The sequence below is a fragment of the Tolypothrix sp. PCC 7601 genome, from assembly GCF_025677855.1.
Lineage (GTDB): Bacteria > Cyanobacteriota > Cyanobacteriia > Cyanobacteriales > Nostocaceae > Aulosira > Aulosira diplosiphon.
In genome coordinates, this window is record NZ_CP064879.1 from 1459068 (window position 1) to 1475191 (window position 16124).

The window sequence follows — 16124 nt, forward strand, 5'->3', positions numbered from 1 at the left end:
AAAATTTAGTACCTTGTGATACACAAAAATACATTTTTTGGCTTTTGTAAATCATCCTTTGAAGAGTAGCTCAAATGCTTTTTACAAGTGCGATCGCAGAGTTTCAGATTACTGCTAAACAATTGCTTAAGCACTTCAAAACATCAATCTCAAAAGCCTGTAATCCATACGCAAATAATAGTTTGTATGTATTGTTAATGCGTAAGTCATCTTGTTTATTTTATATCTAATTAATACGTAATGTAGGTATAATCAAAGACTTTATCATAAACTTCATATAAACTTTATTTATTATAAATAACCCAATATTTGCGATTAATATACTCTTTTTAAAGAAAATCTTACGCATACAATCATAATTGTACTGAGCTTTAATTATGACATTTATATGTATGCTTTATTTAAGTCAAAGTACTAATTTAAAATCAGGAAAATACCTGCTCAAATTAACTAAAATTTTGAGCAGATATTTGGTGTTAAGCACTATGTTGGTTAATGTTTGATTTTCAACATTCAATAAACAATGAACACATTTATGATTCTTTATTTTCTAACGATTTTCAAGAGTTCTTGTTGCAATCAAGCTGTTGTTGTTTTTTGCTGATAAATCCTAGCTAAACAGAGTAAATATGAGCATATTTACATCACATTGTTTACACAAACAGGTTCACGTTGAGCAATAAAATCATTGTTCATCCAGGTTAAAATACGTTGTGCTTTTTCATCTATAGGCAGTGAACTATCAATTTCTAGAATGGGAATGTTGAAACTTTGCGCGCAGTTAACAATTTCTTGCAGATAAGCAACATATTTAGACAACAATTGCTGCGCTGCTTCGGGATGCATCCGATCAAAACGACTTTCAGCTGTTGGACGGTTTTGGATGCGCTTAAGTGCAGTATCTACATCTATTTGGAAATAAACGATCGCCATCGGTCTTTGGTGGAACAACAGCGCTAATTCCTGCTTGATGCTTTCTGCAGATGGAGTGGTACCAGTGATTCCTACTGACCAAGTTTCTTGCAATAAGCCTTGGTCGAGTAAGATGATTTGCGAATTTTGAGGACTTGGCGCTGCGCTGCGCGCAATCGCGCTTCGTGCAGCGCCAAAGGCGATCGCATCCAGCCGTTTAACATTGGCAAAAATCTTGGCAGCTTTAGCAAAACTTTGCTTATTAATCGGTTTGACTTGGAATGCCAAAAACAGCGAGTACAGCAAAATCTGCCATTGATTCAGGGTTTGTGGAATCAGTTTGATCAGTCTTTGCCAAGTACTTTGCTGCTTCCACTGCTGCAAAATTTCATCGCCACCAACCAGAGATACTCCCTGGTTGTTTAATCGTGAAGCAACTTCACGACAGACAGTAGTCTTACCAGCACCAGGTAATCCGACAAACTCTAATATTAGTGGCTGTTCACTGTTGGTATTCATCAAATTAGTGTGAGTTAGAGATTGTCCCATACAGCCAATTTTGCCTGTAATAAAACTTGATCGAGAGGTTGAGTTGCATCAATGTTCACCACCATAGTTTGTGGAGGAAACTTAAATTTATGCACAGCCTCTACTTTTTGCTTTGCAATTTCTGGTGGTGTATCTGACTTTCTCGCTAAAGCAATTTCGGGGGTGACGTGCAACTTGATGACTAAATCAGGAGGCATGGTATTTACCATGTATTGATAGCGTTGCAACTCCCATTTTTGTAGAACAGCAGGATACGGAGAAGCTTCTTGATTACTACTACTTAACAAAGGCCCATCATTAAAGCCGAGAATCTGGGTTTGGGGATAGCGATCGGAAATCACCATCATGCCTCTATCTCTGGCTGTACGAGACTGCTGCAGTTTTTGCAGCTTTTCGTAAACCAAAGTAATTGCCCATAAGACTTTACCAAGAATGGAGAATTTTGATTTCCGCTTAGAACTTCCTGATGAGCTGGAGGACTTGTGAGCATGATTGGACTGATTACGCGATTTCTTTGAGCGCAGAACTTGACCAACTTTACTTGCCCAAACTAAAGGCAATCTGATTAAAGAAGCAGGGCCATCGCCACTACCTAGATACACAGGCAGAACATCAAGTTTATGAGAAAAACATTTTGTAATCTCACCAGTAACAGTAGATTTACCAGATCCATCTGCACCCAGAACAGCAATAATTATTCCGCCATTAGTAGGTGTTCTGTGAGCAGGAACGGGAGCTTGGAAAAACTTTCTCATGCTCTTGTAATAAAGAGATTTAAATTCCCTCTGCCAGCGTAAAAATCTAGAGAATAATGGATTGGAATAGCGATATTTCTGTAAAGATGAGTAGATAGGATTACCAGATTTTAATAACAGCTTGAGATTTGATTCGCTGTTAATTACATCTAAAACTAACTTCGCAGCTTTACTACCTAAAAGTTCTTCGCTGAGTTGCTGAATCTTCGATAGGTCTATCCTTTCTTTTAACCACCGAAATTCCCGAATAAAATCTCCTTTAAAATAATCCTTACCCAACATAGCTTTGAAGCTATCGCGAGTTCTAACTTTGAGTACCGCACGGACAATTAATATAATTGTTTCAATGTTAGGTTCAGCAATATAAATTTGATTTTCGTTGTCATAAATCCGAGTAGATAATAACAACTCTTCCCAAGGCAGACGATAACCTTTAAGATGCTTTTCCCCTAACTCTAGACGATAGTGCAAATGGAGATGCACTAAAATTCCTGTCTCTCTATCAATAGCTAAATAATCATCAATATCAACATATCTACGGCAGGGAATTGCTTCAAAATACTTGAAACCAACTTCGCTTAAAACCTGCTTGAGATTTTCTTTCTCGTTTTCATCAACTAAAACATCTAGATCGGTTTTGCCTTCTACCGCCGCATCAACATGCTCGTTACTCTTCCAGTGACAGTAACGAATATTTTTTTGGTCTAGGTAGTTATTAAGTATTTGCACAACCTGGAGTGCTGGCATGATCTCACCCGCTCCTTATTGCGTTAATAGGAATTGCTATGTTTTCTAAATTAATTATTTATTTCAGGCTCTATGCAATTTATACGTGTCTGCCATTAGTGCGTAATTTAGCGATTTAACCTGAAATCGTTTACTCTTTGTTAACTCGGAATTAACTTAAGTTAAGATTTCACTAATAACACATTATAGGAAATTTTGCAATTACTAGCCTGATACTAGTTGTGATTTTAGCTTGATTTGTTGATGCAATCTGGAATCTCTTAGAGAAGTTATGGTGCAGTAACCTTTATATAGCAAGGATTTGAGCTTATTAAAGGTTACGAAAACCAACGGAAATTCTCAGAGTTGCTCAGTCACTGCTGAAAATTGTAACCAGTATTACTAGGTTTACACCTTTTAAGTACATACCGTCGAGATCGTGAGAGTTTTATTAAGAATTGTAATTAAATTCCGGACAAGCACTCTGGTTATTTGCATCTCAACTAAGACTCAGTGTTGTGACACAAAGTCTGTATTAACCCTAGCTTAAACTCATTGGGAGCGGAATATTGAAGAATTTTTTGCAAGGAAATAATTAAAAGTAAGCAAAAATTTTACTAATTCTTTATATTTACCAGTTTTTCCTTGTTGGGAGAGGCTTTGCTATCTCAGACAAGTTAATAAAGAAGCTAGGTATTACTTGAGTAGTATAAAAGGCGATCGCTTGACATTGCTTGAAATAAGTGTTGTTTTAGCGTACATCCCGAACTTCTCCATACCGTAATTACACAGGCTTTATGTTCCGTTCATAAACCCGTATAAATTTAACGCTAACTTTAAACCAATTTCGGTAATAAGCCTTATATACTAGGTTTAACTCGGATTTAACCTAAAGTTAATTTGCCACTCAGAGAAGTTTGTATTCTGTAAATTCCACAGTCAGCATTCTTGATTCTGAGCCTGAAACTACTATTACACAAGGTTTATAGCTATTAAGGAGGTTCAATTATCTCGCTCTAAGTAGATTGTCGGAGATTTTTGAAAACATTATCTGGGCACAATCAAAATGGAGAAGAGAATTTGTGAGCATTCACCAAAATTAAAATTTCACTTCATGATATTCAAAGATATCTGCACCGCATAAAACTAATGCGGCTCATAACTAAATTATCTGTCTCCAAATTTGTCAAAATTTTTACAGGTAGTTTGTAATTTACAACTATCTTAAAGCTCACTTCTCTAGTTTTTCTGGCTCCGTTTTTACGCTCTGCCCAGCAAAAAGCAAAGAATTGGCAAATTTTTGGATGAGTCTAATAATCTATCTTGTTCAGTAAAAATAATGAAAATAGCTGTTATAGGTGCAAAAGGTCTCCCTCCGAGACAAGGAGGGATTGAGCATCACTGTGCAGAAATCTATCCCCGCATAGTTGCAAAAGGTCATTCTGTTGATTTGTTTGCTCGCTCATCCACTACACATGTCTCTCCTTTTACTCAAACTGAGTTTCAAGGTGTCCAAGTTATCTCTCTACCTTGCCCTGGCAAGAAGGGATTAGATGCCTTATTTAGCTCAGTATTGGGAGCTATTTTATCTACCACAACCCGCTACGATATTGTTCACTTTCATGCTTTAGGCCCGGCTTTATTTAGCTGGCTCCCTAAATTATCTTTGTCTACAAAGGTTGTAGTTACTTGTCATGGATTAGATTGGCAACGTAACAAGTGGGGCAAAATGTCCAGCCGTTTGATTTTTGAAGGCGAAAAAGCTGCTGTTCGCTTTTCCGATGAAATGATTGTAGTTTCGGAAGAGTTACGCAGTTATTTTCGCAACACTTACGGTAGGCAGTCTGTTTATATTCCTAATGCGGCAGCAACTTATGGTGCGTCCGATCCCAATTTTGCCTATGCACGTTCTTTAGGGTTAACACCAGGACGCTACATTTTATTTCTCGGTAGATTAGTTCCCGAAAAGTGCCCCGATCTGCTCTTAGAAGCCTTTAAGAAACTCAAGCCTCAAGGCTGGAAATTGGTACTAGCTGGGGGAGTCAGCGATACAAAATCCTTTAGTGCCCAACTCTTAGACCAAGTAGCTAGCGATCGCGATATCGTTTTTGCAGGTGAGTTACAAGGTTCACGTTTATGGGAGATTGTGCGCGGCACAGGATTATTTGCCTTACCCTCTAACCTAGAAGGATTGCCATTAGCATTGCTAGAAGCAATGTCAGAAAATATTCCCATCATTGCTAGCGATATTCCACCGCATCAACAGCTAATTGGTTCTAAGAGAGGTATATTGTTCCGTGCTGGCAACTTAGACTCCTTCGTTGAGCAAATGAATTGGGCAATTCACCATCCTCAAGAGATGCAGGCAATGGCTGATAATGCTCAACGGTATTTGCAAATGCACTACAGCTGGGAAAAAATTGCTGCTGACAATCTCAGCTTATATGAAGCACTGGTAAATTCGCCTAATCAACAACCAGGCAAAAAACTCGTTACTACAAAAATTTCCTAAGCCAATGGTAAGAATGAAGGAGTCTAATTATGAGTCAGCCTACTCTCACTATTTTCTATCAATTTAATCCCTGGAATCCTACTATTGGCGGCATCCAGACTTGTATCCGCTATGTTATTAAGTATGCGCCTAAAGAGTTCCACATCCGCCTAGTGGGAACAGGTAATGGCGATCCAAACATGCCTGTGGGTCAGTGGTCTGAGGCTGAGTTATTTGGCAGAAAGTTTTCGTTTATGCCCTTAATTGAGCTAAAGAACGACAATATTCGCGGTTTAGTGCCTACCACAGTTAAGTATACAATGGCACTATTAGGGCGCGATTTCTCATCGGACTTTATGCAATTCCATCGCATAGAACCGACAATAGCTGCCTCTGGCTGGTCTGGCAAGAGAATTTTTTATATTCATAATGATATTGAGCAGGAAATAAAAGGCTCAAGCGAGGGAGGCGGTATTCTCTGGCGATATTTCCCTGCTGCTTATTACGCGCTGGAAAGCCGATTAGTACGCCAGTTTGATCGCATCCTCTCGTGCAATACTAAAGCTGCAAAACAATATCAACAGCGTTACTCAGATATTACAGAACGGATTTCCTATCTACCCAATACTGTGGATGGAGATGTTTTCTATTCTTTAAATTCTAGTGAACGGGAAGCAGCTAGAATCAAGCAAGCACAAGAGTTGGGGCTGTCAACTGAGACTCGGTTTATCTTGTTTGCTGGTCGTCTGCATCCACAAAAGCAGCCACTATTGTTGATTCGTTCCTTTGCAGCGCTTAACGATCCTCAGGCTCACTTATTAATTGTGGGTCAGGGTGAGTTAGAAGAAGATGTACGTGCGGAAATTACTCGTTTAGAGTTATCAAATCGAGTCACGCTACTTCCACCACTTGCACAAGCAAAGCTCGCAGATTTATATCGAGTTTCTAGTATGTTTGTGTTAACGAGTGCTTATGAAGGATTATGCCGAGGTAGTATTGAAGCACTGGCCTGTGGAACACCTGTTGTCACAACTCGTGCGGGTGAAACACCAAATTTCCTCACTCCAGATAGTGGTATTGTCTGTGAAGAACAAACTCCAGTAGCGATCGCCGATCAGTGGAGAAAAGTATTAAGGAATCCGGAAAATTATCCCTCGGAAGCATGTGTGCGCGTAGTTAAACCCTATGACGCTCGTTATGTTGTGAATGGTATTTACACTGAATTGTTAGAAAATTGGCAAAGCGAACAAGGTCAATTTTCTGGAGCTTATGCATAAATTTTATGCATACAGTTAACAATAAGAGTGATTTTGATTAACCATCTGTATTGGGATATGTACTATTTTTTGAAAATCTGAAAATAGTTTTATATTATAGATTTTCAATTTAAAATCCCAAAGTCTGATAATTCGCCCATTTTTTAGGCTTGAGAAACAAGACGAAACGACAGCATAATTGCCATCGCCATTTGCGAATTCATTTTGGGTATTGGTTCACCACTCATCACTATCCAAAAACTTGATTTCTCGGGAGCCGCGATCGCAAATTTATTGCACTACTTCTTGAGCCGCAAAAATGGGCGAACTTCCTGTGATTAATTCTTCATTTTTCATTTACATGTCATAGTTCGCTCTTACCAAAAGTCCATGCAGATTCATCTTCAAACGAGTGCTAATTTTGCACAAAGGGTACATCCTTCGGCTACGAGTTCTCTGAAGCGATTAATAGATATCTTCGGTGCGCTCATTGGTTTATCTCTTACTTTATTAGTGGCTATACCAATAGCGATCGCTATCAAATTAGATAGTTCTGGCCCAATTTTTTACAGTCAGACTCGTTGTGGTTTAAACGGCAAAAATTTTCGTATTTGGAAGTTCCGGACGATGCTTCCTAATGCCGAATATCTGAAGCATCTAGTGCCAAATCAGGCTAAGGGACATATTTTCAAGAATGCTCAAGATCCACGAATTACTCGCGTTGGCTCTTTCTTACGCCGCACCAGCTTAGATGAATTACCTCAATTCTGGAATGTTTTGCAAGGTGATATGAGTTTAGTTGGTACTCGTCCTCCCACTGTTGATGAAGTAATGAATTACGAACTTCACCACTTTCAAAGGTTGCTAGTTAAACCTGGAATTACAGGTGAATGGCAAGTTAATGGACGTTCTCATATAGAAGATTTTGAAGATATTGTCAAAATGGATCTAGAATATCAGAAAAAGTGGTCTGTTATTTACGATCTCAAATTAATTTTAAAAACAATTCATGTAGTCTTAAAGAGCAAAGGAGCATACTAACTATTTATCTGTTAACATAATTATTAACCTATAGTATTTTCTACGTTGAAGAAATTTACTTTAACCAATTTTAGTATACTTTCAAAGAGCAATCTTGGCAGGCACATTAATGGGTAAAGCTGCTTTTCCTTTATCTTCAGCATCCGCTATCAAACGTCATTCTTGGGCGGCGGCATTAACTTTTGTATCTGTATTAGTAGGTGTAGCTGCAATTAGTTTTGCGATTTCACCTCGTTTATATGAAACATCAATAAGACTACTTGTTGGGCAAAAAGAAGTTGGTCTATCATCTCTAGGCCAAGCATTAACAGATATTAATAATAAAGCACCTAGTAAAGCTGCCGATCCAGTAGCAACACAAGCAGAATTAGTAAAATCTCCTCAAGTTTTGCGGAGTGCGCTCAAAAAATTTCAGAAAAATAGTGAAATACCAGCCGAGAAGCTACCCACAATTGAGCAATTACAGCAAGCCATTAGGGTAGAAATTATACCGGCAACGAATCTGTTGCAAATTAGCTATCAAAACCCCTATCCCAAAGTATCGGCCGATCTGTTAAACGAGATTGCCAAGTTGGTAATGGTGGAAAACACTAAGCTAATTCGCACAGAAGCTTCATCAGTACGCAAGTTTCTGGAAGAGCAAATCGCTCAACAACAAATCAAGTTCAAACAAGCTGATATAGCAGAAAGAAGATATCGGGAAACCTATTCTTTAGTGGCATCAGAAACCCAAACTCAAGGGTTAATTGAAAGCTTAACAGAGCTAGAAAATCAGGAAAGGCAGCTGCGCGCCCAATTGCAAGAAGCTAGAAACAAAGACCAATCATTACAACAAGTAGTGGGGGTCAATGATTCTCAAGGCGCTTACGTTGCTGGTCGTGTTGGGCAAGATGAACAGCTCAAAGAACTGCAAAGACAACTTACGAGTGTAGAAGTAGCACTCACAGATGCACGCTTCCGATGGACGGACGAACATCCTAATGTGTTAGCGCTTTTACATAAGCGCGACGAACTACGTTCTCTGTATAATCAACAACTATCACAAATAGTTCCTGCAAATCAAGCGGTATCTTCTAGCCAAGTTGCCTCTAACCAATTAAGCCAAGACTTAATGTCTTTGTATATCACCAGTCATATTGAACGTCAGGGCTTAGAAAATAAGCTCAACGTCGTCCAGTCTGACATCCAGCGTTTGCGATCGCGTGTAGCAAAAATTCCCTCTTCTCAACAAGCATTGGTAAGCTTGACTCGGGAACGCGAAAAAGCTGATAAAGCTCTCAAAGCCTTAGAAGATAAGCTAGAAGAAGCGCGGATTGCAGAAGGACAAATCCTCAGCAACATCCGGATTATTGGACAAGCTGAAATTCCTACCGATCCAGTTTCACCAAGACCTTTGGTAATTATAGTACTCAGTACCGTCATTGCCACTATTGCTGCTGGCGCAATGGTATTAATTTTGGAACTCATGGCTTCCACATTGCGGGATACATCTGAAGTTGAAGCTTGGCTAGAAACTCCTGTAATCGGAGTATTACCCAAATTTTCACCTGCAACCTCTAGTTTGGCAGACCTCAACAATCTGTTGGATACCTCCGACTATGTAGAGCCATACCGGATGTTGCTCAAAACCCTAGAATCTGCTGGTAAAGAGAGCGCCAGAGTTATCGTGATTAGCAGTGTCAGTAGTGGAGAAGGAAAATCTTCAGTAGCACTGCATTTAGCTGCTGTAGCCGGAATTTTATCAAGACGCACATTAATTATTAATGCAGACTTTCAATATCCCATGTATGAAAGTTTGCTGAATCTGCCTGCTTCCCTAGGGTTAACAGAAGTAATTGCAGATAATGTGCCTTGGCAGAATGCAGTTCAACAAACAGCAATTCCCAATTTATCAGTATTAGGCTCTGGTAAAATCCCCGATCGCCCATCTATGATTATTGAGACAGATGCAATGGCGGAGCTTTTGGAAGAAGCAGCAAAACATTATGATTATGTGATTGTTGATTCTGCTCCCATAAAAAATTCTGCCGATGCTGCTACCTTAAGCCAATTTTCAGATGGTGTACTTCTAGTTGTGAAGCCTAACGCCACCTCTAGAGATGCTGCTATGCAAGCAATATCTAACTTACAAAAGAGTGGTAGCGTTGTTTTGGGCGTAGTCATGAATGAAACTGTACTACCACTAGAAAAAGCTCCTCCTGCACTTGCTTCTGCTGTTGAAAGAAAGCAATTAGCAGCAGCAGAGCATTCTTCTTCATGGTCAATGCTTAAGGAAACAGGCAAACATACTGGCTAATACAACAAGGCAAAAGTTACAGAGACGCGATTAATCGCGTCTGTACAAAAATCAAAAAATCAAAAGTTTCATACATCAATTCTTGTGATTGTTTACAAGGGTGACTCTATTTATTCAATGCTGTATTAGTTAACTGTTTGGATGAGACAAATACATACTTGACAGATAATGGCAATAGATCAAGGTAGCAATATTCTTTTTCGTCCTACCATTTGGATTAGTGTTTTAGGGCTTATTTTTAGCATTATTGTTGGTGTGGTTGCAAACTTACAACCACTGTATATAGTTGCGCTTTTTGTTGCTATTGCTATCCTCATCAATTTCTTTAAAAATTTTGAGCAAACCGTTTTAGGTTTATTAATTTTACGCAGTGCTTTAGATGCCTTTTCCGATCAGCAACTACCTGCCGCATTTGGTGTCGGAATAGATATCTTGGCATTGCTTTATGTGGCAGTTCTCTTGCTACGCAGACAAAAAATACACACCGATGGATTTTGGTGGTTGCTAGCGGGATGGATTGCTCTGCAAGGATTATGGGTAGTTTTACAAGCAATAGGTGGGTTAGGGCTAGGAGCCTCATACTTACCAGTAGCTATACGGGAATGGATAAGAGTATTTTCGGGATTAATGATTTACCTGTTAGTCATGCAACTTAAGGAGCGACTAACTGCAGAGAAAGTAATTTCTTACTTATTCTTAAGTTTGATTATTCCCATCACCGCAGCTACTTTGCAAATCTTGTTACCACCATCAATGCTGCCTTCGTTTCTAGTATTTCAAAGCGGATATGCTATTGAAGCTGGATCGCGAATGAATGGAACCCTGGGACATCCTAATGCATTTGCTACATTTTCATTGTTTTTCCTCAGTCTTGCACTTTGGAAAATTGGGCAGGTAAAGCAACGCTTACCCTGGCTAATCTTAGTTGCGGCACTGGCTTTTTTCTTAGTTAGTAGTAAATCATTAACAGGATTGGTGATGCTGGTTGCTTTTATTCCAGCATTAGTGGCACCAAAAATGAATATAGTCAACTTAATTGGTGGTATTTTACTGTTTGGGTTGGTGTTATTTTTCTTTGCTAGCTCACCTATGGGACAAGAGCGCTTGCAATCTTTGTATGGAACACCACTATTAAATCCAGATATTGATGTATCTCGGGCAATTTTGTTGCAATGGAGTGATGGTAATAGTTTTAATTGGCGGATTGCTCAGTGGACATTCTTACTAGAAAAATGGAGATATTCACCACTTTTAGGATATGGATTAGACACCTCTAGGTTCTTAACTCCTCTGGCTAGCTATTCTCATAATGATTATGTGAGATTTTTAGCAGAAGAAGGAATTTTTGGATTTATTCTATTTTTGTTTTTAATTGGTGCCTTATTTGTTCGTCTGTTCCAATTAGCTTACTCTGTTCCACCTAATTCATCGAAACGCAATCTCTGTTTTATTCTGCTGGCGTTTCTTGTTTCTATGTTAGTAGGGATGTTAGCGGGAAATGTTTGGAATCACACTACTTTATTTTTCTACTGGTGGACTTTATTAGCTGTAGCTGGCTGGGATTGGGATAAACCGATAACTGCTGAATTTGATTCAGCTACATCTACAAAACAGAAATACTTTAATTATCAAAAGAATTCTAAACGCCGTCGCTTGTCACGCTCTGAATAAGCAATTTTGGTAATGGTAATCCCATCTGTAATTATGATGCATCAATCTCATCCCATCACTATTATTCCTCTAACTAAAATCAAGATGTTTCTATAAATGTCTAATACAAAAGATATTAAAGGAAAAATTATTCGCGGTGGTGTCTCAATGACACTTAGACAGTTACTAGTCGCAGCTCTTTCAATGGTGAATGTGCTAGTAATTGCTCGGATGTTAGGCCCAGGTTTATACGGTATTGTCACTATTGTTTTAAGTATTTTTTATTTTTTAAATCAAGTCTGCCGTTTGGGATTGCAAGTTTACCTAGTACGTCAGCCAAATCTTACTGATGAAGAACCCGCACAAATCCAAGCATTTTATAACTTTTTGGGAATAGCGATTTGTGCTGTATTGTGGTGTGCGTCTCCCCTTGTTGGCTGGTGGACAAAAGAGCCAGAGGTAACAGGTGCATTACAAGCCGTCTTACCTGCGCTGTGGATGGATATGGTGAGTCGAGTTCCGACTAGTATGTTGGAACGAGAACTGAGTTTTGACAAGGTGGGTTTGTTAGAAGCAGTTTCTCGTGTGGTGTTGTATGTTTCGGCAATTCCCCTCGTATTAATTGGCTGGGGCTATTGGGGGCCGATTATTGGCACAGTTTTGGGATATTTAGTCCAACTAGTAATGGCGTACTATTATTATCCCGTTCCTTGGCGCTGGAGTTGGCAATGGAAGGTAGTTAAACCCGCTATAAATTATGGACTTACCTATTCTGGCTCTGATGGAATTTTAAACCTGAGAAGATTAAGATTGCCTTTATTAGTGAGTCGTTTAGGCGGTACGGAGATAGTTGGCTACATCAGTATTGCCATGCGATTGGCAGAGCAATTAGCAATCTTGCGTTTGGTGGTGCGGCGGATGTCCATTAGCGTGATGGCAAAATTAGTGGATAAGCCAGAACAAACTCGCAAGGCAATTAGCAAAGGAATGACATATCAGGCTCTATTAATTGGGCCGATTTGTGCTGCCTTTTCTTGTACTTCTGCCTGGTTAATTCCTTTAATGTTCTCTCATAAGTGGTTAATCAGTGCCCAAATCTTTCCCTTCATTGCAGTAGGAGTTTTGGTAGGAGCGATTTTTGAACTGCATACATCTAGTTTGTATGCTGTAGGGCATAACTATGAAATTGCTCATCGTAATGCTTGGTATGTAGGCGTTCTGTGGTTAGCAACCATAATTTTCCTCCCCCTTATGGGATTGTGGGGATACGGTTTGTCAGAAATTCTGGCTTTACCCAGCTTCTACTTGCTTCATAAATCGATCGCTAAGTTATTTGGTTCACCCGATTATTGGGATGCCTTTTGGATTACCTTAGTCTCGACAATTTCTATGTTTGCTGGTGTGTTCTTACCACCAGTTGCAGCAGTGGGAGTGCTAGTTGTTAGCTATGGGGCAATATTTATTTATTGTCCGGGTATTCGTAAGATTCCTTTGGATATTTGGGCAGCTAGGCGATCGGCAGCTTAAAAATTGATCGCATCAAGTAATCCTCAATGTAATAATCATGTAATTCAAATTACATGATTATTTTTTTTGCTTATATAAATATACGGTTTTAGATATGTTCATAATTAAACTTAATTTTGATATTGGGGCTGTTGAGAACTTGTAGCGATCGCAACTTACAATTAACACCCAATATCTTATAAATAGGCTATTCTAGCGCATTTTATATTTGGATGACATCTGGAAAGTAAAAATCATCCTAGAGATTTTCAGAATACTACTTTGGTATTAGTTAAAGCTATTGTTGGCAAACCATAACTTTATGAGTTTTGCAGTTTGTCTTGAGATATACAACAGCTTTATAGGCATGGAACTATATTCAAAAGAGAGGAGCTTAATTATTGGTTTTTATGGGTTACAATATAAAATTTGTAACTCATATTTCCAATAAATTAAGGACGCTAAATATTTCTATTTTGTTCCGCAATTATTTTGCATAATTTTTAGACACGCCAAACCCATTAGGTATAATCTACATATTTTCTCTTATGAACAAAGCACAGCAATACAATTACAAAAAAACCGTTCTGATTACAGGCGCGGCTAACGGGATTGGCTATGAGTTGGCATATATTTTTGCCCAAAATAACTATAATCTCGTATTAATAGATATCATGGCGCAAAGGCTAGCGGATGTTACTGATAAAATTAGGCAGCAATTTGACATTTGGGTAAAACCAATAGTTAAGGATTTATCTATAAAAAGTTCGCCAGAAGAGATTTTTGCAGAATTACAACAAGAATCTATTCAGATTGATGTGTTAGTAAATAATGCAGGGTTTGGTATTCATGGGCTATTTAGTGAAACCAACTTGAATACTGAACTAGATATGCTGCAAGTAAATTTAGTCACTCTGACTCATTTAACTAAGTTATTCCTCAAAGATATGGTGAGCAAAGGTGAGGGTAAAATCTTAAATCTTGCTTCCGCAGCTGCTTTTCAACCAGGCCCTTTAATGGCAGTTTATTTTGCTACCAAAGCCTATATTTTATCCTTCTCTCAAGCACTAGCAAGTGAATTAGAAAATACAGGTGTCACTGTAACAGCCCTTTGTCCCGGGCCTACAGAATCAGCTTTTCATGAACGCACAGGGCTTGCAGGTGCAAAGCAAATAGAAAATAATAATATGATGGATGCAGAAACAGTCGCCAAAATCGGCTATCGTGCCTTAATGGAAGGTAAAACTGTTGCTATTCCTGGGTTGAAAAATAAAATTCTGGCAGAAATTGTGAGATTTACACCTAGGAATTTGGTTACAAAAATTGTGAAAAATATGCAGGAAGTTAAATAAATTGTGAATTGATATAGACTTTTTAATTGTAATTAAAGATAATTTCAGGCAGAATTTAAATTTCTGCCTGAAACATAATCATTGATAGGTAATTGCGTCTTTTTAAAGCAGATTACTCATGATTATGGCATGGGATAAAAAAGCAAATCGGGGAAGATAAAATTAAAAAGCGCCCATATAGAAAAGGCTCTGGATATAGTTAGTACAGCCAGAACTGGTGCAAGAGAAAGATATTTCTGAAAATAACGTGATTGGTCGTTGGATTTCTGCATTGATTACTCCTAAATTCAGTGAATGATTGCAGATATTTGATTACAATAGGAATCTGATTTGATTTCTGAAAAAATTTCAGCTTTGGCGCTGATGCCGTACTCTCGCTGCTAACGCATCCTACTAGCGTGGCAAGGCTAAAATAGTGCGTTAGATTAGAAAAAATTAACCGCAGATAAACGCAGATAAACAAGGCAGTGCGTTGGGCGGGTTTCCCGACTTGAAGCAACTGCCGTGCGGATAAATTTAATCTCTAATGCAACATTTAAGGCTAGACACGCCACTACGTTTATTTCTGAAATCAAATTATAGTTTGATCACGAGACTGCAACCCAAAATCATCAATTATCTAAATTTTGGTTTTGGTAAGAATCTAAAATACCACTGCGAATAATTAGTTGCGGCCAGATTAATAGAAAAAAGCCCATCCAAACCAAGATAGGTATAGAAATGATAACTGTTAGCCAAATAGTTTTAAATACTAGCCAGCTACCACTAATCAGCGTGATACCTGTAAGAACTATAGACCAGGGTTGACACCACCAAGGCTTGTAATTCCACGGACTTATGGGCTTTTTTTCTTGCATTTTACAAATTGTTAATTAGGTTTCCATGTTTCTAAGGAGATATATTCATCCTTGAGAATATCGTAAACTTGAATGTTACCACTGGGATTCAAGACCCGGAATAAATAAATGGTGTCAACATGGTCTACATGATTTTCCACGACTCGCACTGTGTAGTAAGGTGCTTCGGGAGTTGGTAAACTATCAATTATTGTAGCAACACGGATCTTTCCCTTAGAAAGACGTTCAATTTCTCTATCTTTACGTTTGACTTGTGGTAACTTAGCTACTAAATCAACGGCAGCTTTTTCATCAATTACGCTCGAGGATTGAGCAATTTTAATTTTATAATTGCTATCAAAAACCTTGACTTTTGCTGCGTAATTGATCCCCATTTGAGCATGAATTATCGGACTTTGAGCCATAGCTGAATGTCCTGCTATTGCAATTAAAGATGAAATAATTAAAGAACTACAGGCCAATCGTTGCATGACACTACTTGCTAGCATTTTGGTTTGCTCGAAATGAGAACTCGTTATAAATTAAGCATATCGAGACAGGAATCAAAATGTCATCTGCATGGGGATCGTTTTGCTCGTCTGTTGAGATCATCAAAATATGCTAAACCGTTGATATTTCTGTGCTGCTATAGTCAACGGTTTAATGTTTTTGCTGTTTCATCAATTCTTATTGTAGGAATTACGGTTTTTCCTACAGTTGAAAGCATCTATTTACGCCAGATTCATCCACCAAA

General features: G+C 38.5%; 12 protein-coding genes. 7 read left to right on the forward strand and 5 right to left on the reverse strand.

The annotated features are described in order from the left end of the window. Nucleotides 1-639: 639 nt before the first annotated feature. Together HG267_RS06005 and HG267_RS06010 are read right to left on the reverse strand one after the other, a co-directional pair. Entirely contained in the window at nt 640-1461 is an 822-nt protein-coding gene (locus HG267_RS06005; RefSeq protein ID WP_045871603.1) for an AAA family ATPase, read from the reverse strand. Further along, the gene (locus HG267_RS06010; protein ID WP_045871604.1) at nt 1446-2963 is read right to left on the reverse strand and encodes a hypothetical protein; all 1518 of its coding nucleotides are present in this window, start codon (nt 2961-2963) and stop codon (nt 1446-1448) included. The genes HG267_RS06005 and HG267_RS06010 overlap by 16 nt, the downstream gene beginning before the upstream one ends. A 1318-nt stretch (nt 2964-4281) precedes the next feature. Here HG267_RS06010 and HG267_RS06015 point away from each other — a divergent pair. The 7 genes from HG267_RS06015 (at nt 4282) to HG267_RS06045 (ending at nt 14534) form a co-directional block, all read left to right on the forward strand. Then, nucleotides 4282-5454, forward strand: coding sequence for a glycosyltransferase family 4 protein (locus HG267_RS06015; protein WP_045871605.1), 1173 nt, complete (start codon nt 4282-4284; stop codon nt 5452-5454). A 29-nt stretch (nt 5455-5483) separates the two neighbouring features. After that, complete coding sequence (locus tag HG267_RS06020; RefSeq protein ID WP_045871606.1) at nt 5484-6710, forward strand: glycosyltransferase family 4 protein; 1227 nt, start codon at nt 5484-5486, stop codon at nt 6708-6710. Between the two features lie 369 nt (nt 6711-7079). Beyond that, a complete protein-coding gene (locus HG267_RS06025) occupies nt 7080-7730 on the forward strand; it encodes a sugar transferase (protein WP_045871607.1) in 651 nt (216 codons plus the stop codon). A 94-nt stretch (nt 7731-7824) separates the two neighbouring features. After that, on the forward strand, nt 7825-10026 hold the full coding sequence (locus HG267_RS06030; RefSeq protein ID WP_155539376.1) for a GumC family protein: 2202 nt from the start codon (nt 7825-7827) through the stop codon (nt 10024-10026). A 168-nt stretch (nt 10027-10194) separates the two neighbouring features. Next, nucleotides 10195-11697, forward strand: a complete 1503-nt coding sequence (locus HG267_RS06035) for an O-antigen ligase family protein (protein WP_063749836.1) — start codon at nt 10195-10197, stop codon at nt 11695-11697. Nucleotides 11698-11793: 96 nt separating this feature from the next. Then, nucleotides 11794-13203 (forward strand): oligosaccharide flippase family protein, encoded by a 1410-nt coding sequence (locus tag HG267_RS06040; RefSeq protein ID WP_045871609.1) that lies wholly within the window; start codon nt 11794-11796, stop codon nt 13201-13203. A 527-nt stretch (nt 13204-13730) separates the two neighbouring features. Further along, complete coding sequence (locus HG267_RS06045) at nt 13731-14534, forward strand: SDR family NAD(P)-dependent oxidoreductase (protein ID WP_045871610.1); 804 nt, start codon at nt 13731-13733, stop codon at nt 14532-14534. A 122-nt stretch (nt 14535-14656) separates the two neighbouring features. Here the strand turns inward: HG267_RS06045 and HG267_RS06050 are convergent, their stop codons facing one another. The 3 genes from HG267_RS06050 to HG267_RS06060 form a co-directional block, all read right to left on the reverse strand. Next, entirely contained in the window at nt 14657-14806 is a 150-nt protein-coding gene (locus HG267_RS06050) for a PsaJ protein (protein ID WP_071989428.1), read from the reverse strand. A 339-nt stretch (nt 14807-15145) separates the two neighbouring features. Continuing rightward, the gene (locus tag HG267_RS06055; protein ID WP_045871611.1) at nt 15146-15391 is read right to left on the reverse strand and encodes a DUF6737 family protein; all 246 of its coding nucleotides are present in this window, start codon (nt 15389-15391) and stop codon (nt 15146-15148) included. An 11-nt stretch (nt 15392-15402) separates the two neighbouring features. After that, nucleotides 15403-15861 carry a hypothetical protein gene (locus tag HG267_RS06060; RefSeq protein WP_045871779.1) on the reverse strand — a complete coding sequence of 153 codons (459 nt, stop codon included), beginning with the start codon at nt 15859-15861 and terminating at the stop codon, nt 15403-15405. Between the last annotated feature and the right edge of the window lie 263 nt (nt 15862-16124).

Coding starts and splice junctions, on each gene's coding strand:
- HG267_RS06025 (WP_045871607.1), top strand. CDS start 7,080: ATGCAGATTCATCTTCAAACGAGTGCTAATTTTGCACAAAGGGTACAT.
- HG267_RS06050 (WP_071989428.1), bottom strand. CDS start 14,806: ATGCAGAAATCCAACGACCAATCACGTTATTTTCAGAAATATCTTTCT.
- HG267_RS06060 (WP_045871779.1), bottom strand. CDS start 15,861: ATGCAACGATTGGCCTGTAGTTCTTTAATTATTTCATCTTTAATTGCA.
- HG267_RS06040 (WP_045871609.1), top strand. CDS start 11,794: ATGTCTAATACAAAAGATATTAAAGGAAAAATTATTCGCGGTGGTGTC.
- HG267_RS06035 (WP_063749836.1), top strand. CDS start 10,195: ATGGCAATAGATCAAGGTAGCAATATTCTTTTTCGTCCTACCATTTGG.
- HG267_RS06045 (WP_045871610.1), top strand. CDS start 13,731: ATGAACAAAGCACAGCAATACAATTACAAAAAAACCGTTCTGATTACA.
- HG267_RS06015 (WP_045871605.1), top strand. CDS start 4,282: ATGAAAATAGCTGTTATAGGTGCAAAAGGTCTCCCTCCGAGACAAGGA.
- HG267_RS06005 (WP_045871603.1), bottom strand. CDS start 1,461: ATGGGACAATCTCTAACTCACACTAATTTGATGAATACCAACAGTGAA.
- HG267_RS06055 (WP_045871611.1), bottom strand. CDS start 15,391: ATGCAAGAAAAAAAGCCCATAAGTCCGTGGAATTACAAGCCTTGGTGG.
- HG267_RS06020 (WP_045871606.1), top strand. CDS start 5,484: ATGAGTCAGCCTACTCTCACTATTTTCTATCAATTTAATCCCTGGAAT.
- HG267_RS06010 (WP_045871604.1), bottom strand. CDS start 2,963: ATGCCAGCACTCCAGGTTGTGCAAATACTTAATAACTACCTAGACCAA.